Below are 19,443 nucleotides of genomic sequence, written 5' to 3' on the forward strand. Positions count from 1 at the left end.
ACACCCCCGGGCCCGCCCCTTTTCCCCCCGGGGGGGGGGGGGGGGCCCCGCCCCCCCCCCCCCCCCCCCACGCCACTTTTAAGCCTTCTATGAGCCGGGTAAGGTTAGGTTAGCCTCACCGATCATCGGGACGGCACGGCCTTTGGATTCCCGTCGGGAGGTGGACCCGCGTGTACGTCTGCAACTGCTTCGGAGTGACCGAGGCGCAAGTGAAGAAGCACGCGGCGGACGGCGCCTGCACACCCCGCCAGATCGCCTCGGCCTGCAAGGCGGGCACGGACTGCGGCTCGTGCGTACGGCGGATCCAGGCGCTGCTGGGCAGGGGTGCGTACCCGACCCGTGGGCTCGTGGACGAGGCACAGTCGGTCCTGGCCGAACGGCTCGACGAAGCCGCCTGAGTCCTGAAGCGGGCTCTCAGCTCTCCGGCTGCTCGATCAGCTGGGCGATGTACAGCGCCTCGCCGAGCTTCTCCACCAGCTCCAGCTGGGTGTCCAGGTAGTCGATGTGGTGCTCCTCGTCCGCGAGGATCGACTCGAAGATGTTCGCGGACGTGACGTCGCCCTTGCCGCGCATGACATCGATGCCGCGCTTCAGTCGGTCGATCGCCTCGACCTCGACCTGACGGTCGGCCTGGAACATCTCCGTGAGGGTCTGGCCGACCCGCACGTGGAAGAGCCGCTGGTAGTTCGGCAGGCCCTCCAGGAACAGGATCCGGTCGGTGAGGATCTCCGCGTGCTTCATCTCGTCGATCGACTCGTGCCGCGTGTACTTCGCGAGCTTCGTCCAACCGAAGTTCTCCTGCATCTTCGCGTGCAGGAAGTACTGGTTGATCGCCGTGAGTTCGGCGGTCAGCTGCTCGTTGAGGAATTCAAGGACCTCGGGGTCGCCCTGCATCGCAGAGGCTCCTTCCAAGCGGGGGAACTAGGGAGGTTGCCGCCGAATAATTGCATCGCCGCCGAAGATCGTCCAGTAAGTGCGTACTTAGTAAGTAAGGGCATGCTTAGTCCAAGTTATCCAGACTTGTTGGAATGTGTATGTGTCTGGACAGGCCTGGTCATGCGTACTCTGCCCGGTCTGTCAGGATGGAGTCATGGGTCAGCCGGTGGAACGTGGATCGGGAGAGCGCGATTCAGGAGGTGCGGCGCAGCCCGAATTGCCGCCGGGGCAGCGGGTGCAGCGCGGCTGGCCGGTCACCCATTACGGTCCGGTACCCAAATTCCGCTCCGAACGCTGGGAGTTCAGGGTTTTCGGCGCCACCGCCGACGGTGAGAAGCGCTGCTGGAACCACGAGGAGTTCACGGCCCTGCCGCACGCCTCCGTCGTGGCCGACCTGCACTGCGTCACGAAGTTCAGCATGCTCGGCGCCGAGTGGGGCGGTATTCCGGCGCGGACGATTCTCGAAGCGGCGCCGCCCGCCGCCGAGGTCACGCATGTGATGGTCTGGGCGGAATACGGCTTCAGTTCGAACCTCCGACTGGCCGATTTCGCGTCCGACGGCACGATCTTCGCCACCCACAAGGACGGCGAACTCCTCACCGCCGAACACGGCTTCCCGCTCCGCCTGGTGGTGCCCCACCTGTACGCCTGGAAGGGCCCCAAGTGGGTGCGCGGGGTCGAGTACATGACCGCCGACCGCCGTGGCTTCTGGGAGGAGCGCGGCTATCACAACGTCGGCGACCCCTGGCGCGAGCAGCGCTACTCGTACCAGGAGGAGCCGGGGGACGGCCCCGAGCTGTAGCGGTCGTCGGCGGGGTCAGTGGTGGTACTGGTGCACGACCGCGTGGCCCTTGCCGCGGCCGATCGTCCACTTGTTGACCGGCGTGGTGATCACGAAGGCGACGGCCAGCGAGATCGCCAGTGCGCCCCAGAACAGCGGATCGTCCAGCTGGGCGTCCATCGCGCCCGGCCACAGCGTGATCACGCCGTTGTCGACCAGTTCCATCACGGCGATGGAGAGGGTGTCGGCGGCGAGTGCGACCCGCACGGCCGTACGGAAGCCGACGCCCGCCTTCAGGACACCGCGCAGGGTGAGCGCGTACCCGAAGAAGAAGGCGAGGGTGATCGCCAGGATCAGTGTCGGTACGTTGCCCCAGCCGAGGGCCGTCCCGATGACCATGCCGAGCACCTCGCCGATGGCGCAGCCGGTGAGGCAGTGCAGGGTGGCCTGGACGGCCACGGGCCAGGTGGCGGCCGGTGTGTGGTGGTGTGCGTGGGTCTCGTGCTCGTGCTCCATGGGTGCCCCCGGTGTCACGGTCTCGTGGTGTCCTGCACCCGCCAACCGTATACCCCCTAGGGGTATTCCCGGAGCTTCTTCAGCCGCTCCACGTCCGCCGCGTGTCCCTCCTTCCCGCCGGGCGTCTCGATGATCAGGGGTACGCCCTCGGTCGCGGGGTGGGTCATCAGCGCGCGGAACGGGTCCTCACCGATGTGGCCTGCGCCGATGTTCGCGTGCCGGTCCTTGTGGGCGCCGACGACGTCCTTGGAGTCGTTGGCGTGGATCAGCTTCAGGCGTCCCTCGCCGACCGTGTCGACGAGCAGGTCGAGGGTCTGGTGCATCCCGCTGGGCCCGGTCAGATCGTGCCCTGCGGCGAAGATGTGGCAGGTGTCGAGACAGACGCCGAGCTTCGGATGGGCGTCCAGCGCTTCGAAGTACGGCCCGAAGTCCCAGGTGCGCGAGCAGAGCGAGGAGCCCTGCCCGGCGGTCGACTCCAGGAGCAGGAACGGGTCGTCGTCGTGGGTCAGCTCGTCGAGCAGCGGCAGCATGTGCTCCCGTACCTGCTTGAGGGCCACGGACCGGTCCCGGCCGCCGGTGGCGCTCCCGGTGTGCACCACGACACCCAGCGCGCCGATCTCGCGCCCGCGCCGCAGCGAGTGGCGCAGTGACTCCACCGACCGCTCGACGGTCGCCTCGGTGTGCGAGCCGAAGTTGATCAGGTAAGGGGCGTGGACGTACGCCGGGATCGACCCTTCGGCGCAGGCCGCGCGGAACTCCTCGTCCTGGCGGGGGTTCCCGGTGGGCGTCGCCCAGCCACGCGGGTTGGCGACGAAGACCTGGACGGTCTCGGCGAGGAGGTCGCGGGCGTAGGACAGGCCGACGGAGTGGAGGCCGCCGGCCACGGGAACATGGCCGCCGACGGGGTTGCGGAGCTGCGTGCTGGTCACCCGGCCAGGGTGTCACGCGCGGCGCCTTCTCCCGTCGGCGGATGCCTGCCACCGACCTCTCGAGGGTGCTCACCACCGCGGCCTCGCTCGCCGGGTTCGCCACGACGGCTGCCGCGATGGCAGTGGCGATCGGCGCCGTCGTCGTCAGGACCAGGCCCGCGTCGGCCGGGAACCTCCACCGGGGCGAGATCGTCCGGCGGACCGGGACACGCCTACCGCGAGAGGGATGCCCCACCCGCGCGCGGGTGGGGCAAAGCCCTGAGGTCAGCGGATCGTGATGGTGATGGTCGAGCCCTTGGCGGCGGTGTCGCCGCCGTCCACGGACTGCTTCTTCACGGTGTCGCCGAAGAGCCCGAGCAGTCCGCGGTCCTCGTCGACCTTGAACCCGGCGCCTTCCAGGGCCTCCCTGGCGTCGGCGACGCTGTCGCCCACGACATCCGGGACCTCGATCATCTCGGGGCCCTTGGAGACCGTCAGCGTGACGATGTCGCCCAGCTCGGCCTCGGCGCCGCCCTCCGGTGACTGGACGGCGATCTGACCCTGCTCGAACTCGTCCGAGTTGACGCTCTCCGTGGAGACCCTGACCTTCAGCCCGGCCTGCTCCAGCTCGGCCTTCGCGTCGGCGAGGGTCGCACCGGTGACGTCGGCGACCTCCACGGGGCTGCCCTTGCTGACGAGGAGGGCCACCGCGGACCCCGCACGCCGCTCGGTGCCGGGCTCCGGGGTGGTGCTGATGACGGCCCCCCGGGGCACGTCCTCGCTGAACTCCCGGGTGACCTGGCCGGCCTCCAGGCCGACGCGCTTGAGCTGCGCCCTGGCCTTGTCGAGCTGGTAGCCGGCGAGCTGGGGCACGGGCGCGGTCTGCGGCCCCCGGGAGATGACGAGGTCCACGGAGTCGTGCTTCCGTATGCGGGCGCCGACGTCGGGGTCCGTGCTGATGACGGTCCCGCGCGCGACGGTGTCGCTGTAGGCCGTGTCGACCTTGCCGACTTCGAGCCCGGCCTCCGCCAGCCGGTCCCCGGCCTGCGCCCGGGTCTGCGACAGCACCCCCGGGACCTGCGTGAACTGCCCGGAGTTGATGTACCAGACGCCCGCGCCGACCCCGAGGACCAGCAGCAGGGCGACGAGAATGGCGATGGGCGTACGCCGATTGCGCGACCGAGGTGCCCGCCGGGAGACAGGAGCGGCCTCGGGAGCGGCGACGGCACCGAGCCGACTGGTCCGATGGGTCCGGGGGGCCCGATCGGACCGTTCGAAGTCCTGTCCCTGTTCCTGTTGCTGATGCCGCTGTCGCTGCTCCGCGCGCGGGGGCTCGTCCCCGTCGACGGGCAGGGCCCGCTGCGCGGCCAGTGCGCGCGGGATGACGCTCGTCAGGTCCTCGGCGTTGTCGTGCCCGGAGGCGACGGCCTGCGGCGGTACGGCGTCCAACTGCTCGGCGTCGAGCGAGCCACGCGTCTCCAGGACCTGGGCGAGCAGCGCCACGGCGTCGTACGGGCGGATGTCCGCGTTGCGCGCGGTCGCGAGGGCGACCAGCTCGTCCAGCTCGAAGGCGAGCCCCGGTACGAGGGCCGACGGCGGCGGCACGTCCTCGTGCAGGTGCTTGTAGAGCACCAGCGCGGGGGAGTCGCCGTAGTGCGGCTGGTCGCCGGTGAGCATCTCGTACAGGACGATGCCGCAGGCGTACACGTCGACCCGGGGGTCGGTGGTGCCGCTCTCGATCTGCTCGGGGGCGAGATAGGAGACGGTGCCGAGGACGGACCCGGTGGTGTTCGTCACCGAGTCGACGGCGCGCACAAGCCCGAAGTCGGCGACCTTGACCCGCCCGTCGTCCCCTATCAACACGTTCTCTGGCTTCATGTCCCGGTGCACGAACCCGGCCCGGTGCGCGGCGCCGAGCGCGGCGAGCACGGGCTCCAGGATGTCCAGCGCGGCCCTCGGCTGGAGCGCGCCGCGCTCGCGCAGGACGTCGCGCAGGGTGCACCCGGCGATGTACTCCATGGCGAGGTAGACGTACGACCCGTCGGTGCCCTGATCGAACACCTGCACGACATTCGGGTGTGCGAGCCGCGCGACGGACTTCGCCTCCCGGATGAACCGCTCGACGAAGGACACGTCCGTCGCCAGCGACGGATGCATCACCTTGAGGGCGAGCACGCGGTCGAGACGGGTGTCCACGGCCCGATAGACCGTGGCCATCCCGCCGACCGCGATCCGCGCGTCCACGCGATAGCGGCCGTCGAGCACCTGCCCGACGAGAGGGTCCTGAAGGGTCGTATCCACGCAGGTGAGTGTACGAGCCGCCGCTGACAACCCCACGGTTCCGCCCGGGAAAGCAGCGGGACTGAAGCCGACCTGTGACGCGGACGGCAAGGGAGAGCCGCCGACGGCGAGACCCCCCACAGGCGACCTGAACAGGTAAACAGGCTTGAAACGCGTGGTGCGCGGGTGGGAGAAAAAACGGAAGGGATAGAGCGCAGGGCGCCTAGAAAGCAGGCCGCTCAGGATCCAACGAAGCGAGCCCGTCCGCGGGCGACGAAGCCGCAGCGAAGTGCCGCCGAGGGATCCGCCCCGCCAGGTACGCCAACCGCCCCGCGGAAACCCCGTACCGCATCCCCTCCGCCATCAGCACCGGAGACTGCGCCCGGGTAACCGCAGAGGCCAGCATCACCCCCGCACACCCCAACTCCATTGCCAGTGCCACATCGGACGCCGTACCTGCCCCCGCGTCCAGAATCACCGGCACACGCGCGTGCTCCACGATCAGCTGGAAGTTGTGCGGGTTGCGGATCCCCAGCCCGGACCCGATGGGCGACCCGAGCGGCATCACAGCCGCACACCCCACGTCCTCCAGCTTCCGGGCCAGCACAGGATCGTCGTTCGTGTAGGGCAGCACGGTGAACCCGTCCTCCACCAACACCTCCGCCGCGTCCAGCAGTTCGACCGGATCAGGAAGCAACGTCCGCTCGTCGGCGATGACCTCCAGCTTCACCAGCGACGTACCGAGCGCCTCCCGGGCCAGCCGAGCCGTCAGCACCGCCTCCCCGGCGGTGAAGCACCCCGCCGTGTTGGGCAGCACCTGGATACCGAGCCGTTCCAGCACCGACAGCACCGAGCCGTGCACCGAGGGATCGACCCGCCGCATCGCGACCGTCGTCAGCTCCGTGCCGGAGGCGACCAGTGCCCGCTCCAGCACATCGAGGCTGGGCGCACCTCCCGTACCCATGATCAGCCGGGACGAGAAGGACGTACCGCCGAGGACAAAGGGATCGTCGGCCATGGGTCAGCCTCCTTGGACGGCGGTGAGGACCTCGACGCGGTCTCCCTCGGAGAGGCGGGTCGACGACCACCGCGCGCGTGGGACGACGGTTTCGTTGAGCGCGGCGGCCACTCCGGAGGGCGCCGTGGTGAGGGACCCGACCAGGACGTCGAGCGCGGTACCGGCGGAGACCTCCCGCGGCCGGCCGTTGACCAGGACATTCATACGAGCTGCTCCGTACGTACGGCGTCGAACCGGCGGGGCGTGAAGGCCCGCGCCTCGTCCGGTAGTTCACCGGTGGCCAGGACGGCCGCCATGGCATCTCCCGTGACCGGCGTCAGCAGCACCCCGTTCCGGTAGTGCCCGGTCGCCAGCAACAGCCCCTCCAGTGCGGTCGGGCCGAGCAGCGGCGCGTTGTCCGGGGACCCGGGGCGCAGGCCCGCGCGCGTCTCCGTGAGCGGCAACTCGGTGATCCCGGGGACGAGTTCATGGGCGTCGCGCAGCAGCTCGTACACCCCTCCCGCGGTGACCGTCGTGTCCCAGCCCAGCTCCTCGCTGGTCGCACCGACGACCAGCTCGCCGTTCTCGCGCGGCACCAGATAGACCTGGCTGCCGCGCACCACGGCCCGCACGGTGCGGCTCAGGAACGGCGCGTACGGGCCTGGCACGGTCAGCCGCAGCACCTGCCCCTTCACGGGCCGTACGGGCGGCAGAACGGCCTCTGGGACCCCTGCGAGCCGCCCGCTGAGGCTGCCCCCGGCCAGCACGACCGACCCGGCGGCCAGTTCGTCGCCGGCCGAGTCCAGGACCCCCACGGCCCGCCCCCGCCGTACGTCGAGCCGCTCGGCCCAGGTCCGGCGCAGCACCACCCCGGCCCGCTCGCACGCCGCCACCAGCGCCCCGGCCAGCCGCCGGGGGTCGATCTGGTGGTCGCCGTCCACCCGCAGCCCGCCGCGCACGCCCGGCGCGAGCATCGGCTCCAGGCGCCGGCACTCGCGCCCCGAGAGCCACTCCGACGCCAGGCCCGAGCGCTCCTGCAAGGCGTGCAGTTCGCGCAGTTCGGCGCGGTCGTCGGCGTCGAGGGCGACGGCGAGGGTGCCGCAGCGGCGGTAGCCGAGGTCGTGGCCGGTCAGCTCGGTGAGTTCGGCGACGAAGTCCGGGTAGCGGCGGGCCGACTCCAGGTTCAGCCCCAGCAGGGTCTGCTCGCCGTGGTGCAGCTCCGTGACGGCGGCCAGCATCCCGGCGGCCACCTGGGCCGCCCCGCCGCCCGGCACGGGGTCCACGACGGTCGTGGCGAGCCCGCGCTGGGCGGCCCGCCAGGCCGTCACCAGCCCGATGATCCCGCCCCCGACGACCACGACGTCCGAGGTGTGTGTACGCGACATGGGCGTCCAGCCCCTCCCTTCGCCGGCATGACCCGGATCAGGTTCGTACGGTCGGAGGCCGCCAGCCTCCCTCTCAGCCCGGTGCGTCCGGGCTCCCGCGAGTGCTTACGCTGGCCACCCTAGGCCCTGTCGTCAAGTTCCCGCCTGCCGCGCGGCGCCATGCACGAACTCTCGCCGCACCGGGCCCTGACCCGAGTACGTCCAGTACACGAGTCAGGGCCCGGCACGCCGAGAGCACGCACCTGACGCCGCGCGGCCCGCCCTCCGGGCGGACGACGGGAACTTGACGACAGGACCTAGCCCTCGGCCCACCGCACGTGTAAGGGAGCCTCCGCCCATGCCCCGCTCGCTCGACGGTCTCGTCCTCGCCCCGGTCGAAGACCAGGCCCCGGGCCAGGTCGGCACCAGCACCCGGTTCGCCTACCACGAGAAGGACGGCGAGATCTGGGCCGAGTACGCGGGCGGCGACGTCGTCCGCGGACATCTCGTGGGTACGCGGGAGGGTGACCGGCTCGACTTCCGGTACGTGCAGTTGAAGCGGGACGGCACGACGTCCTCGGGCCACTGCGTCTCCGAGGTGACCGAACTGCCCGACGGGCGGCTGCGGTTGGCGGAGACCTGGGAGTGGGAGTCGCAGCCGGGCAGCGGCACGAGCGTGGTGGAGCAGGTCGGGCAGCGGGTGTGCAACAGGTCACGGACCGCGCCCACTGACTGACAATTTGTCAGTTGTCTATGGTGATCGGGTGAGCGAGCAGACGCAGGCGCAGGACACGCGCGGTGTGCCGCAGCCGCGGCGCGTGGTCGTCGTGGGCGCGGGCATGGCCGGGGTGCAGACCGCGGTCGCCCTCCGCGAGCAGGGGTTCACCGGCTCCGTCACCCTGATCGGCGCCGAACCCCATCAGCCGTACGACCGCCCCCCGTTGTCCAAGGCCGTGCTGCTCGGCAAGGCGGAGGGCTCCGCCTTCGACGTCGACTTCGAGGCCCTCGGCATCGAACTGCTGCTCGGACGCGAGGTGTTGGGCGTCCACCCCGGCCGGCACGAGCTGGACACCGCCGAGGGGCCCGTCCCGTACGACGCCCTGGTCCTCGCCACCGGCGCCGAACCGGTCCGGCTGCCCGGCACCGACGGCGTACCCGGGGTGCATCTGCTGCGCACCCTGGACGACGCCGAACGGCTGCGGCCCGTCCTCGCCCGCCAGCACGACATCGTGGTCGTCGGGGCCGGCTGGATCGGCGCCGAGTTCGCCACCGCCGCGCGCGAGGCGGGCTGCGCGGTCACCGTCGTCGAGGCCGCCGACCGGCCGCTCGCGGGCGCCCTGCCCGCCGAGGTGGCCGCGCCGATGGCCGCCTGGTACGCCGACAGCGGCGCCTCCCTGCGCACCCACGCGCGCGTGGCCCGCGTCGAGCCCGGCGCCGTGGTGCTCGACGACGGCACCCGGCTGCCCGCGGGCGCCGTCGTCGTCGGCATCGGGGCCCGCCCGGCCACCGCCTGGCTCACGGGCTCGGGGATCACCCTGGGCGAGTACCGGGAGGTCGTCGCCGACGACCACCTGCGCAGCACCGCCGAGGACGTGTACGCGGTCGGCGACTGCGCCTCCTTCCCTTCGGGAAGGTACGGCCGGCGCCTGCTGGTCCACCACTGGGACAACGCCCTCCAGGGGCCCCGCACGGTCGCCGCGAACATCATCGGGGAGTCCCCGGCGGTCTACGACCCGGTCCCGTACTTCTGGTCGGAGCAGTTCGGCCGCTTCGTCCAGTACGTCGGCCACCACGGCTCGGCCGACACCACCCTGTGGCGCGGCGACCCGTCAGGACCCGCCTGGACGGTCTGCTGGCTGCGCGAGGGCCGCCTGATCGCCCTGCTGGCCGTGGGCCGCCCCCGGGACCTGGCACAGGGCCGCAGGCTGATCGAGGCGGGCACTCTCATGGACGCCGAGGGGCTGACGGACCCCTCCCGGCCGATGAAAGCGGCCACCGCCTAGCCGGACAGGCCCCGGCGCCACCGCGACACCGCAGGTCGGAGGGGTCCGGCTTCCGACTGTCAGTGCGGGATGGCAGGCTTGTCCCGTGACCGAGATTGACGCAAAGATCGATGCTCTCGTCCCTGCCTGGCTCACGCTGCCCGACATCGCGGAAATCCTCGACATCGAGGTGACACGCGTCCGGCAGCTGGTCAAGGAGGGCCAAGTGATCGCCGTACGCCGTGGTGAGAACCGCGCGCTGCACGTCCCCGCCGCCTTCCTCGACGGGGTCGAGAAGAAGGTCGTCAAGGGCCTCACCGGCACCCTGACGCTCCTGCGGGACGACGGCTTCTCCGACGAGGAGATGCTGGAGTGGCTCTTCACTCCCGACCCCAGCCTGCCCGGCACCCCCGCGCAGGCCCTCAGCGAGAATCGCGGCACGGAGGTGAAGCGCCGCGCCCAGGCGCTCGCCGTCTGACCCTGACCAGCCGTTCGGCACGCGGACGCGGTCCGCGTGCCGCCACACAGAGGCGCGCCCGGGGGAGGAAGACCCCGGGGCGCGTCCATGGGGGGACACCCGTATGCCCGAGACGACCGACACCGTGCCCGGCGCGACCGCCGACCCCGGCACCGCCGCCAGGGCCCGGCTGGCCGACGCCCGGGTGTACCTCTGCACCGACGCCCGCCGGCGCCAGGGCGACCTCGCCGAGTTCCTGGACACCGTCCTGGCCGCCGGGGTCGACATCGTGCAACTGCGCGACAAGGGCATGGAGGCCGCCGAGGAACTGGACCACCTCCAGGTCTTCGCCGACGCCTGCGCCCGGCACGGCAGGCTCCTCGCGGTGAACGACCGCGCGGACGTCGCCCACGCCGCGCGTGCCGGCGTACTGCACCTCGGCCAGGGCGACCTGCCCGTCCCGGCGGCCCGCGCGATCCTCGGCGAGGACGTCCTCATCGGGCGCTCCACGCACGCCGAGTCCGAGGCCGCCGCAGCCGCCGTCCAGGAGGGCGTCGACTACTTCTGCACGGGCCCCTGCTGGCCCACCCCCACCAAGCCGGGCCGCCACGCCCCCGGCCTCGGCCTGGTCCGGTACACCGCCGGGCTCGCCACCGGCCGCCCCTGGTTCGCCATCGGCGGCATCGACCTGGGCAACCTCGACGAGGTGCTGGACGCGGGCGCCCGCCGGGTCGTCGTCGTACGGGCGATCACCGAGGCGGACGACCCGGGCGCGGCGGCGAAGGAGTTCGCCGAGCGGCTGCGTTCGGCGTAGGGGTTCGTCGCGCGGGTGTCCGAGGCGTGGACAACAAGCCGACAATCCGGGGCAAATTCTCGCCATCCGGTTGGGGTGACCGGCGGCCCCTGACTAACCTGCGGGTATGGCCCTCGGAACCGCGTCCACCAGAACCGATCACGCGCGCACTGTGCGTGACATGCTCGCCTCCGGCAAGACCGTGTACTCCTTCGAGTTCTCGGCGCCCAGAACCCCCAAGGGCGAGCGGAACCTGTGGAACGCGCTCAGGAGGGTCGAGGCGGTCGCCCCGGACTTCGTGTCCGTGACGTACGGCGCGGGCGGGTCCACGCGCGCGGGGACCGTCAAGGAGACCCAGCAGATCGTCTCCGACACGACCCTCACCCCGGTCGCCCACCTCACCGCGGTCGACCACTCCATCGCCGAACTGCGCAACATCATCGGCCAGTACGCCGACGCGGGCATCCGCAACATCCTGGCCGTGCGCGGCGACCCGCCCGGCGACCCGATGGGTGAGTGGGTACCGCACCCGAGCGGTCTGACGTACGCGGCCGAACTGGTGCGCCTCATCAAGGAGTCGGGCGACTTCTGCGTAGGCGTCGCGGCCTTCCCGGAGACCCACCCGCGCTCCCCGGACCGCGAGACGGACGTCACGCACTTCGTCGACAAGTGCCGGGCCGGCGCGGACTACGCGATCACCCAGATGTTCTTCCACCCGGAGTCCTATCTGCGGCTGCGTGACGCGGTCGCGGCGGCGGGTTGTCCGACCCCCGTCATCCCCGAGGTCATGCCCGTGACCAGCGTGCGGATGCTGGAGCGATTGCCGCAGCTCAGCAACGCGGCCATCCCCCCGGCGCTGAAAGAGCGCATCCTCACAGCCAAAGACGACGCGGCGGCTGTACGCTCCATTGGCATCGAGTTCGCCACGGAGTTCTGCGCGCGGCTGCTGGCCGAGGGAATCCCCGGCCTGCACTTCATTACGCTGAACAACTCCACGGCATCGCTGGAAATCTACGAGAACCTGGGTCTGCACCACCCACAGCGGGCCTAGACCGGCCGCACCGGCGTACGACACACTGCGTAGCGGTCACTGGGAGAGGGGCGTACATGGGCTGGACGGTCCTCTACATCGCGTTCGGCGTCGTCGCGCTGTGGCTGCTCGGCGAAGTGCTGCTGCAGTACAAGGCGCGGCTGCGCTGGCGGCTGCTGGCCTTCGTCGGCTTCCTCGGCGTCGTCCTCGGCGTGCTCATCCCGAACGTGTTGGTCATCGGCCTGGGCGCTGCGGCCTTCGCGGTCGGCCAGACCTACGTCACCCTGTCGTTCCGCAGCGGGTTCTCGTCCGGCTGGGCCGTCGCCGGCCGCTCGGGCTTCCTCGCGCGCTTCGGCAGAGGCCGTGACGAGGCCGAGTACAAGGACCCGAGCCTTGAGGTCTCCGGCCTCGAAGCGTCCGAGGGCGCGTACGGCCAGAGCACCGGCACCGGCACGGACTTCGTGGGCACCCCCGCCGACGGCTTCGGGCACGACGCCTACGACACCGGCGCCGGAACGTACCGGCAGGCCGAGGAGTTCGACCGCGACTACGACCGGGACGACGTCTTCACCCCGTCCCGCTCCGCCCGGCCCATGGCGGCCGACAGCACGGCCGTCTACGAACCGCAGCCCCTGCCCGACGACACCGGCTCCTACGGCGTGTACAGCGACGCCGCCTACGCCGCGGCGACCGGCCAGGACCAGTCCTATGCGGGCGCGGGCCAGGACCAGTCGTACGCGACGGCGGCCCAGGGCGCCGACCAGAACTACGGCTACGACGGCTACACCGGCTACGACCAGCAGCAGTACGGCTACGACACCTCGGGCCAGCAGCAGTACGCCGCCTACTCCGACCCGTACATCGGCCAGGGCTACGGCGGCACCTCCTACGACGCCGGTTACGACCAGCAGCAGTACGGCCAGCAGACCTACGGCCAGGACCAGTACGGCAACGGCGGCTACGGCGAGACCCCCGCGAGCGGTGTCTGGGTCCCGCAGCAGCGCAACACCGACGACCCGCTGTACGGCGGCGAACTCCCGCCGGAGCAGCAGTACTACCAGGACAATGGCAACGGCCAGGGCAACGGCAACGGCCAGACGCACGGGAACGGCTACGACGAGCAGCAGTACCGCTTCTAGTACCGCTTCCGCCCGGTGTCATGGGCTCACCGCGAGCCCATGAAGTCCGGCCCCTCCACGATCAGTCCCGCCACCAGCGCGCCCGACATGCCCGCGTGCGGCAGCCCGCCCCCGGGGTGGGACCAGCCGCCCACGCGGTACAGCCCCGGCAGTCTGGTGCTGTTGGCGGGATGCAGGAAGCCGCCGTCACCGCCGGCGAGGGACGGCGCAGGAACGCCTCCCAGGAAGGCCCCCGTCTCGTCCCCGCTCCTGCCGGGCGTCCGTATCTCCCGCCACAGGACGCGTTCGCGCAGCCCGGGGACGGCCGCACCGGCCGCGTCGGTCATCAGGTCCGCGAAGCGCTCCGGCGAGCCGTCCGCCGTCCAGTCGCCCTTGGGCGGTGCTGCCGCCGTCAGGACCACGGACTCGTGCTCCCGGTCGAGCCGAGCCGGATCGTCGGGCCGCAGCACGGTGACCGTGGGGGGCACCGGCCCGGGCCCCGCTCCGCTCACCCAGTCCAGCTCGGCCTCCCGGTCCGGAGTGTGCACGACAGTGCGATGCGCGGTACCCGCCTCGCAGCCCCCGCGCAGGGCCAGCAGCACGGTGAACCGGCCCGGCGACGGCGTCGAGGAGTCCGGCAGCACATCGCCCTCCCCGTCGAGCACGTGCTCCGTCAGCCCCTTCAGCCGTACGGGGTCCACGCCCGCGACGACATGGTCCGCCTCGGCCACCGTGCCGTCGGCCAGTTCCACCCCCGCCGCCCGGCCGTCCTTCTCGACGATGCCCGTGACCTCGGCGCCGAAGACGAACTCGACCCGCCGGTCCACGCACCGCTCGTACACCGCGCGTGCCAACTCCCGGATGCCGCCCCGGACGTACCAGGTGCCGAAGGCGTGCTCCATGTAGGGCAGCACGGCCGCGCTCGCCGGGGTGTCCCGGGGATCGAGGCCGAACTCCAGGGCGTGGCTCTCCAGGATGGCCGTGAGGCGCGGGTCGCGCAGCTCCCAGGCGCCGATCTCGGCGAGCGTGCCGGCCCTGCGGGTGCTGCGCAGCAGCCGCTTCCGGGGCACCGCCGGGTAAGGCTCGCGTCCGCCCAGCACATGCCACTCGTCCCACAGGGGCTCCTCCAGGAGCGGTCTGCGGGTGCGGTCCCAGGCCTCGCGGGCCCGGACCAGGAAGTCGCCCCAGCGGTCGCCCGCCCCGGCCCCGAGAGCCGCGTCCAGGGCCTGGACGACGCCCGCGCGGGACGCGTTCGGCAACGAGACCGCCGTACCGTCCGGGAAGACGTGCCGCGAGGACGGGTCGACCTGGACCAGTTCGACGCACTCCTCCAGGGGCTGCTTGCCGGTCTTGACGAACAGGTCGCGGTAGACCGCGGGCAGGGTGAACAGTCCCGGACCCGTGTCGAAGGAGAAGCCGTCCCGCTCGAAGCGGCGCACCGCCCCGCCGTACGTCTCCGCACGCTCGTACACCGCTACCCGGTGGCCCGCGACGGCCAGCCGGGCAGCGGCTGCCATCGCGCCCATCCCGGCGCCGATCACCACCACCTGTGCCATGCGAGGGACTTTATCCGCCCCCACTGACAAGCCGTCTCTCCTCGCGCCGCTGGGCCCGCCGGCGCAGGAACCGCCTGATCCGGGAGACCAGGAAGAACAGCAGGACGAGCCCGGCGATCAGCAGCGCGCCCGCGATCGCCGCCGCGGCCTCCGGGTGGAACATCGCGAACGTCACGAGCCCGGCGACCCCGAGATCCTCGGCGAAGCTCACGATCACGTTGCTGAAGGGCTCGGGCGAGGTGTTGACCGCCATCCGCGTCCCGGCCTTGACCGCGTGGCTGGCCAGCGCCGTCGAACCGCCGATCGCGCCCGCCGCCAGATCGGACAGCGAACCGCTCTGCCCGGCCAGCAGCGCCCCGACGACGGCCCCGGAGACCGGCCGGATCACGGTGTGTACCGCGTCCCACGCCGAGTCCACGTACGGGATCTTGTCGGCGACCGCCTCGCACAGGAACAGCACGCCCGCCGTGATGAGGACCTCGGGGCGCTGCAGCGACTCGGGGACCTCGTCCGTCAGCCCGGTCGCGCCGAAGACGCCGAGGAGGAGCACCACCGCGTACGCGTTGATGCCGCTGGCCCAGCCGCTGGTGAAGACAAGGGGGAGTACGGACACGGAGGCGATGGTAACCAGTCGGCAACGACGCGTCCTGGGGGTGAGTGCGCAGTGCTGAGTACACGTACCTAGGGCGAGAGATGAGTACGCGCACGGATGGGCCGCGACCTGCGGGAACGAGAGAGTAGGGGCACGGAAAAGGGCACGGCTCCGGTACCGCCGACACGGGGCGGCGGAACGGTGCCGGTGCCCTGGACCGCTCCTTCCGCCGATCCGTCGGCGGGAGCGAGGCACCGGGGGACCCGGGGAAGCGACCGCACGGGGGTCAACGGGGGAACACGGGGGGATACGGGGGAACGGGGAAAAGGGGGAAAACGGGGGAGCAGGAAGGAAGCGCCGGTTCGAGGTGGCCCGCGGGGGACGCGGCCACAGCGGACCGGCGCTTTCCTGTGTGCCCCGGTCGTCCGCTGTGCCCCCCTGCCCCGCTCCGCTCGTTCAGCGGTTGCCGCCGACCCGCCCCTGGAGCAGCCGGGACAGGGCCGAGTGGACGTCGTCCAGGGAGCGTTCCGGCTGGAAGGCCTGCCAGTCCAGGGCGGCGACCAGGACCATGCCGACCAGGGCCGCCGCGGTCAGCGGGATGTCGATCTCGTCGCTCAGTTCGCCGCCCGCCACGCCCTCGCGCAGGACGCCCTCGACGACCGCCACCGCCTGCTGCCTGACCACCATCAGGGTGGACTGCCAGGTCCGGTTGGTGCGCCACAGCTCGGCCACGTAGAGCTGGGTGAAGGCCGGGTAGCGGCTGATGAACTCCAGCCCGGCCCGGATCATCGCGTCCAGGGCGTCGACCTTGGTGCCGCCGTCCCGTTCGGTCTTCTCCGCTGCCTCCCGAAGGGAGGCGGCGAGGAGTTCCACGCCGTGCCGCAGCAACTCCTCGAAGAGGACGGACTTGCTGGCGAAGTTGTAGTAGACCGTGCCCTTGGCGACCCCGGCCCGCTCGGCGATCTCGTCCACCGTGGTGGCGGAGAAGCCCTGTTCCGCGATGAGCGTGACGGCGGCCTCGTAGAGCTTCTGCCGGGTGGCCTCGCGGCGTGTACTGCCGCCCGACGGGGTGCTGCTGCGTTCCATGGGCCTGATTCTCACAGGAACACGGGCCCCATGCTGACGAGTTGTCACAGGCTCAGCTCCGGGTGCAGCCGGTCCAGGGTCCACACCTGCCTGCGCCGGGCCGACACGGCGGTCAGCGCCAGGGCGCCGACCGTGAACGCGGCCAGCACGGCACACGCCTGCCACACCGGGCCGAGCCCACCGCCCGTGATGAGCCTGCGCAGGGCCTCGACGACGTAACTCATCGGCATGAAGGGGTGGATCGCGTTGAAGAAGCCCGGACTGGTCTGCACGGGATAGGTGCCGCCCGCGGACGTCAACTGGAGCATCAGGAAGGCGAGTACGAGGATCCGGCCCGCCGCGCCGAAGCGCGCGTTCAGCCATTGGACGATCGCCGCGAAGCAGGCCGTGACCAGGAAGAGGAAGCCCACGGTCCCGGCCGCCCGTGCCATCTCCAGGCCGATCGCCCAGTGCAGTACGGACATCAGGGCCGCGGTCTGCAGCACGCCCAGGGCGGCGACCGGCAGCCAGCCCGCCAGGGTGATGCGCCACGCCGGGGAACCCGCCGCGAGGGCCCGCCTGTTGAGCGGCGGGATCAGCATGTAGGCGACCATCGCGCCCACCCACAGGGACAGCGGGATGAAGTACGGGGCGAATCCGGTGCCGTAGTTGGGCGCCTTGTGGACATCGCTTGAGGCGAGCTGGACCGGGTCGGACATCACCTCGGTGCGGGTGTCGCGGGCCTGGCGGTCGTAGTCGGGGATCTGGGCGGCGCCGTCGTGCAGTCCGCCGGCGAGCTTCCCGGAGCCGTCGACGAGCTTGAACATGCCTCCGGTGAGGTCGTCCGCGCCCGTCTTGAGGTCACCGACGCCCGTGTCCAGGGCGGTCGCGCCGGACTTGGCGGTGGCGAGCCCGGTGTGCAGTTTCCTCGCTCCTGCGGCGACCTGGGCGGCCCCCTCGTTCAGCTGGTTGACCTTGCGGACGGCGTCGGCGAGGTCCTCGGAGAGACGCGGGGCGCGGTCGGCGAGCGACTGGGCCTGCTTCTGGAGCGCGGCGAGGTGCTGGTCAAGTTTGTCCAGATCGCCGTTCTGGTCGGCGACCAGCGTGTTGACGTCGTCGGCGACCGTCGCCACGTCCGCGGCGGCCTGGCGGGCCTTCTTCAGGTCGGCGCACGCGGCGTCGGGCAGCACCGCGGTCACGCAGCGCGCCCTGTAGACGCCGTCCAGGGTCTCGGCGGCCGTGTGGGCGCCCTTGGCAGCGGCCGGGGCGGCCTTCACCAGGGTGCCCAGGTTGCGCCGGACCGTACCGGCCGAGTCGGCGACGAGCTGAGCGGTGTCCCCAATGGTCTTCTCGTTGTCCCTGAGGAAGGGCCCCAGCCGGTCCGAGACCCCGTTGACCTTGTCGGCGAGCGTCTGCGTGCCCGCCGCGACCTGCCGCGAACCGTCGGCCAGATCGCCCGCCCCGGTGTCGAGCTTCCGCAGCCCCGTGACGAGCTTGCCGCTGCCCGTCCTGGCGTCCGTCAGCCCGTCGGCGAGATCCTTGGACCCCTTCTCGGCCTTGCCGATACCGCCGTTGAGCGTGTCGGCGCCCTTCGCGGCCTTCACGGTCTCCCCGTGGATGTCGGAGAACGAGACGAAGATCTTGTCGAGGAACGACCGCGAGGCCTTCGTGGAGGCGGCGGTGCGCACCTCGCCGAACACCGTCCGGGAGATCTGCCCGACGATGTAGTTGTTGGCGTCGTTGGTCCGCACCTGGAGCGCGCCCGTCTCCGGGGAGTCGCCGGAACTGGACGCGATCCGCGCGCTGAAGTCGGCCGGCATGGTCAGCGACAGGTAGTACGTGCCGTCCTCGACACCCTTCCGTGCCTGGGCCGCGCTCACCTCGTGCCACTCGAAGGTGTCACTGTCGCGCAGCCCCTTGACGATGTCGGCACCGGCCGAGAGCTTCTTCCCGGCGACGCTCGCGCCCTTGTCGTCGTTCACGAGCGCCACGGGGACGCGGTCGAGCCTGCCGTAGGGGTCCCAGAAGGACCACAGGTACAGGGCGCCGTAGAGCAGCGGCAGGAGCAGCAGCGAGGCGAGGGCGGCGCGAGGGAGCCGGCCCCGGCCGAACCGCCTCAACTCAAGCGCGGCCAGGCGTGGGGAGCGCATCTGCCGTCTCCTTTTCGGGGGTCTTGGGGGTCTTGGGGGTCGTCTCGGGGGTGTCGTGGGGTTCGGAGGTCTCAGAGGCGTCGGCGGTCTCGTCGAGCCCGGGGGTCTCCTGCTCGTGCGGTGCCGTCGACACGATCACCGCCCCTTCGGGGGCCTCGCTGCACACCGCCACGACGGTCGTTCCGGTCTCGGTGAGCGACCTCAACAGGGCCCACACCTCGGTCCGTTCGGCGTCCGACAGCTTCAGGTCGGTGTCGTCGACCCCCAGGAGCCTCGGCCGGCCGACCAGCGCCAGCGCCACGGACAGCCGTAGCGCCTCCAGCCGCTCCAGATCGCGTACGGCGGTCCTGGCGCCCTTGGGCAGTGCCGCGAGGTCGAGACCGGCGGCCGTCAGCGCGGCGTCGACGCGCGCCTTCGCCCCGGCCACCCGTTCCGCCCGGGGCCGCAGCAGTCCGCGCAGGGAACCGCCGAACCGGCGCTCCAGGAGCGCCCGTTCCCGCAGGTGCTCCCCGACGGTCAGGGCGGGTTCCAGGTCGGTGACACCCGGGACGTGCGCGAGTGCGCTCGCGCCGCGCACCGCCGCGAGTTGCCCGGGCAGGCCCCACTCGCCGACCGTGGCCGCCCCCTCGGTGGCCTTCATCCGGCCCGCGAGCGCGAGCAGCAGGCAGGTGCGGCCCGATCCGGACGGCCCCTGCACCGCGATCAGCGAACCGGGCTCCGCGTCGAAGGACACCTCGCGGAACGCCCAGCCGCGAGGCCCCTTGAGCCCGAAGGCCCGGGCGGTCACCCCGAGCCCGTACGGACCGTCCACGATCCCCACCCCACCTTTTTGCACTGACTGGTCAGTGCAAAAGTTAACCCGAACCTTCGATCGAAGCAAAAGACCAGGTCAGAACGGATTGTCAGTGGCATACCTCA

At 71.5% G+C, this 19,443-nt stretch carries 20 protein-coding genes and 1 riboswitch; of the genes, 8 read left to right on the forward strand and 12 right to left on the reverse strand.

Annotation, left to right across the window (positions count from 1 at the left end):
* Positions 1-170: 170 nt before the first annotated feature.
* Complete coding sequence (locus CW359_RS04795; protein ID WP_198655090.1) at positions 171-398, forward strand: (2Fe-2S)-binding protein; 228 nt, start codon at positions 171-173, stop codon at positions 396-398.
* 16 nt (positions 399-414) lie between these two features.
* On the opposite strand, the gene bfr is transcribed toward CW359_RS04795, so the two are convergent.
* On the reverse strand, positions 415-894 hold the full coding sequence (gene bfr / locus CW359_RS04800; RefSeq protein ID WP_105968485.1) for a bacterioferritin: 480 nt from the start codon (positions 892-894) through the stop codon (positions 415-417).
* A 196-nt stretch (positions 895-1,090) separates the two neighbouring features.
* On the opposite strand from bfr, the gene CW359_RS04805 reads away from it, so the two are divergent.
* Positions 1,091-1,738: a sulfite oxidase-like oxidoreductase gene (locus tag CW359_RS04805; RefSeq protein WP_105968486.1), complete on the forward strand. Its 648-nt coding sequence runs from the start codon at positions 1,091-1,093 to the stop codon at positions 1,736-1,738.
* 15 nt (positions 1,739-1,753) lie between these two features.
* Here the strand turns inward: CW359_RS04805 and CW359_RS04810 are convergent, their stop codons facing one another.
* The 6 genes from CW359_RS04810 to thiO form a co-directional block, all read right to left on the reverse strand.
* Positions 1,754-2,233 (reverse strand): DUF4396 domain-containing protein, encoded by a 480-nt coding sequence (locus CW359_RS04810; protein ID WP_105968487.1) that lies wholly within the window; start codon positions 2,231-2,233, stop codon positions 1,754-1,756.
* 56 nt (positions 2,234-2,289) lie between these two features.
* Complete coding sequence (locus CW359_RS04815) at positions 2,290-3,162, reverse strand: deoxyribonuclease IV (RefSeq protein WP_105968488.1); 873 nt, start codon at positions 3,160-3,162, stop codon at positions 2,290-2,292.
* 264 nt (positions 3,163-3,426) lie between these two features.
* Positions 3,427-5,442 (reverse strand): Stk1 family PASTA domain-containing Ser/Thr kinase, encoded by a 2,016-nt coding sequence (gene pknB, locus CW359_RS04825; protein WP_198655091.1) that lies wholly within the window; start codon positions 5,440-5,442, stop codon positions 3,427-3,429.
* A gap of 202 nt (positions 5,443-5,644) precedes the next feature.
* Complete coding sequence (locus tag CW359_RS04830; protein ID WP_105968491.1) at positions 5,645-6,439, reverse strand: thiazole synthase; 795 nt, start codon at positions 6,437-6,439, stop codon at positions 5,645-5,647.
* 3 nt (positions 6,440-6,442) lie between these two features.
* Positions 6,443-6,643 carry a sulfur carrier protein ThiS gene (thiS, locus tag CW359_RS04835; RefSeq protein WP_105968492.1) on the reverse strand — a complete coding sequence of 67 codons (201 nt, stop codon included), beginning with the start codon at positions 6,641-6,643 and terminating at the stop codon, positions 6,443-6,445.
* Positions 6,640-7,803 carry a glycine oxidase ThiO gene (gene thiO / locus CW359_RS04840; RefSeq protein ID WP_105968541.1) on the reverse strand — a complete coding sequence of 388 codons (1,164 nt, stop codon included), beginning with the start codon at positions 7,801-7,803 and terminating at the stop codon, positions 6,640-6,642. Before thiO ends, thiS begins: the two co-directional genes overlap by 4 nt.
* A riboswitch (TPP riboswitch) is annotated at positions 7,801-7,912 on the reverse strand. It overlaps the preceding gene by 3 nt.
* Positions 7,913-8,140: 228 nt before the next feature.
* Between thiO and CW359_RS04850 the strand changes: the two genes are divergently transcribed.
* The 6 genes from CW359_RS04850 (at position 8,141) to CW359_RS04875 (ending at position 13,183) form a co-directional block, all read left to right on the forward strand.
* Entirely contained in the window at positions 8,141-8,518 is a 378-nt protein-coding gene (locus CW359_RS04850; RefSeq protein ID WP_105968494.1) for an avidin-fold protein, read from the forward strand.
* A 28-nt stretch (positions 8,519-8,546) separates the two neighbouring features.
* The gene (locus CW359_RS04855; RefSeq protein WP_408647451.1) at positions 8,547-9,785 is read left to right on the forward strand and encodes an NAD(P)/FAD-dependent oxidoreductase; all 1,239 of its coding nucleotides are present in this window, start codon (positions 8,547-8,549) and stop codon (positions 9,783-9,785) included.
* A gap of 85 nt (positions 9,786-9,870) precedes the next feature.
* Positions 9,871-10,242, forward strand: coding sequence for an Rv2175c family DNA-binding protein (locus tag CW359_RS04860; RefSeq protein ID WP_105968495.1), 372 nt, complete (start codon positions 9,871-9,873; stop codon positions 10,240-10,242).
* 103 nt (positions 10,243-10,345) lie between these two features.
* Entirely contained in the window at positions 10,346-11,035 is a 690-nt protein-coding gene (gene thiE / locus CW359_RS04865; protein WP_105968496.1) for a thiamine phosphate synthase, read from the forward strand.
* Positions 11,036-11,141: 106 nt separating this feature from the next.
* Positions 11,142-12,065: a methylenetetrahydrofolate reductase [NAD(P)H] gene (gene metF, locus CW359_RS04870; RefSeq protein ID WP_105968497.1), complete on the forward strand. Its 924-nt coding sequence runs from the start codon at positions 11,142-11,144 to the stop codon at positions 12,063-12,065.
* A 56-nt stretch (positions 12,066-12,121) separates the two neighbouring features.
* Positions 12,122-13,183 (forward strand): SCO2102 family sporulation regulator, encoded by a 1,062-nt coding sequence (locus CW359_RS04875; protein ID WP_105968498.1) that lies wholly within the window; start codon positions 12,122-12,124, stop codon positions 13,181-13,183.
* A 26-nt stretch (positions 13,184-13,209) separates the two neighbouring features.
* Here the strand turns inward: CW359_RS04875 and CW359_RS04880 are convergent, their stop codons facing one another.
* The 5 genes from CW359_RS04880 to CW359_RS04900 all read right to left on the reverse strand — a co-directional run bounded on the left by CW359_RS04880 (position 13,210) and on the right by CW359_RS04900 (position 19,336).
* Positions 13,210-14,718, reverse strand: a complete 1,509-nt coding sequence (locus CW359_RS04880; RefSeq protein WP_198655092.1) for a phytoene desaturase family protein — start codon at positions 14,716-14,718, stop codon at positions 13,210-13,212.
* A gap of 10 nt (positions 14,719-14,728) precedes the next feature.
* Positions 14,729-15,331 carry a DUF4126 domain-containing protein gene (locus tag CW359_RS04885; RefSeq protein ID WP_105968499.1) on the reverse strand — a complete coding sequence of 201 codons (603 nt, stop codon included), beginning with the start codon at positions 15,329-15,331 and terminating at the stop codon, positions 14,729-14,731.
* A gap of 435 nt (positions 15,332-15,766) precedes the next feature.
* A complete protein-coding gene (locus tag CW359_RS04890) occupies positions 15,767-16,396 on the reverse strand; it encodes a TetR/AcrR family transcriptional regulator (RefSeq protein WP_105968500.1) in 630 nt (209 codons plus the stop codon).
* Positions 16,397-16,440: 44 nt separating this feature from the next.
* Positions 16,441-18,525, reverse strand: a complete 2,085-nt coding sequence (locus tag CW359_RS04895) for a YhgE/Pip family protein (RefSeq protein ID WP_105968501.1) — start codon at positions 18,523-18,525, stop codon at positions 16,441-16,443.
* Positions 18,497-19,336 (reverse strand): ATP-binding cassette domain-containing protein, encoded by an 840-nt coding sequence (locus tag CW359_RS04900; RefSeq protein WP_105968544.1) that lies wholly within the window; start codon positions 19,334-19,336, stop codon positions 18,497-18,499. Before CW359_RS04900 ends, CW359_RS04895 begins: the two co-directional genes overlap by 29 nt.
* Between the last annotated feature and the right edge of the window lie 107 nt (positions 19,337-19,443).

Source organism: Streptomyces geranii (genome assembly GCF_002954775.1).
GTDB lineage: Bacteria > Actinomycetota > Actinomycetes > Streptomycetales > Streptomycetaceae > Streptomyces > Streptomyces geranii.

Bases quoted from the DNA above. Each gene is read 5' to 3' on its own strand.
- bfr (WP_105968485.1), bottom strand. From the start codon at position 894: ATGCAGGGCGACCCCGAGGTCCTTGAATTCCTCAACGAGCAGCTGACC.
- CW359_RS04880 (WP_198655092.1), bottom strand. From the start codon at position 14,718: ATGGCACAGGTGGTGGTGATCGGCGCCGGGATGGGCGCGATGGCAGCC.
- thiE (WP_105968496.1), top strand. From the start codon at position 10,346: ATGCCCGAGACGACCGACACCGTGCCCGGCGCGACCGCCGACCCCGGC.
- CW359_RS04875 (WP_105968498.1), top strand. From the start codon at position 12,122: ATGGGCTGGACGGTCCTCTACATCGCGTTCGGCGTCGTCGCGCTGTGG.
- CW359_RS04810 (WP_105968487.1), bottom strand. From the start codon at position 2,233: ATGGAGCACGAGCACGAGACCCACGCACACCACCACACACCGGCCGCC.
- thiS (WP_105968492.1), bottom strand. From the start codon at position 6,643: ATGAATGTCCTGGTCAACGGCCGGCCGCGGGAGGTCTCCGCCGGTACC.
- CW359_RS04830 (WP_105968491.1), bottom strand. From the start codon at position 6,439: ATGGCCGACGATCCCTTTGTCCTCGGCGGTACGTCCTTCTCGTCCCGG.
- CW359_RS04850 (WP_105968494.1), top strand. From the start codon at position 8,141: ATGCCCCGCTCGCTCGACGGTCTCGTCCTCGCCCCGGTCGAAGACCAG.
- CW359_RS04890 (WP_105968500.1), bottom strand. From the start codon at position 16,396: ATGGAACGCAGCAGCACCCCGTCGGGCGGCAGTACACGCCGCGAGGCC.
- thiO (WP_105968541.1), bottom strand. From the start codon at position 7,803: ATGTCGCGTACACACACCTCGGACGTCGTGGTCGTCGGGGGCGGGATC.
- metF (WP_105968497.1), top strand. From the start codon at position 11,142: ATGGCCCTCGGAACCGCGTCCACCAGAACCGATCACGCGCGCACTGTG.
- CW359_RS04895 (WP_105968501.1), bottom strand. From the start codon at position 18,525: ATGCGCTCCCCACGCCTGGCCGCGCTTGAGTTGAGGCGGTTCGGCCGG.
- CW359_RS04805 (WP_105968486.1), top strand. From the start codon at position 1,091: ATGGGTCAGCCGGTGGAACGTGGATCGGGAGAGCGCGATTCAGGAGGT.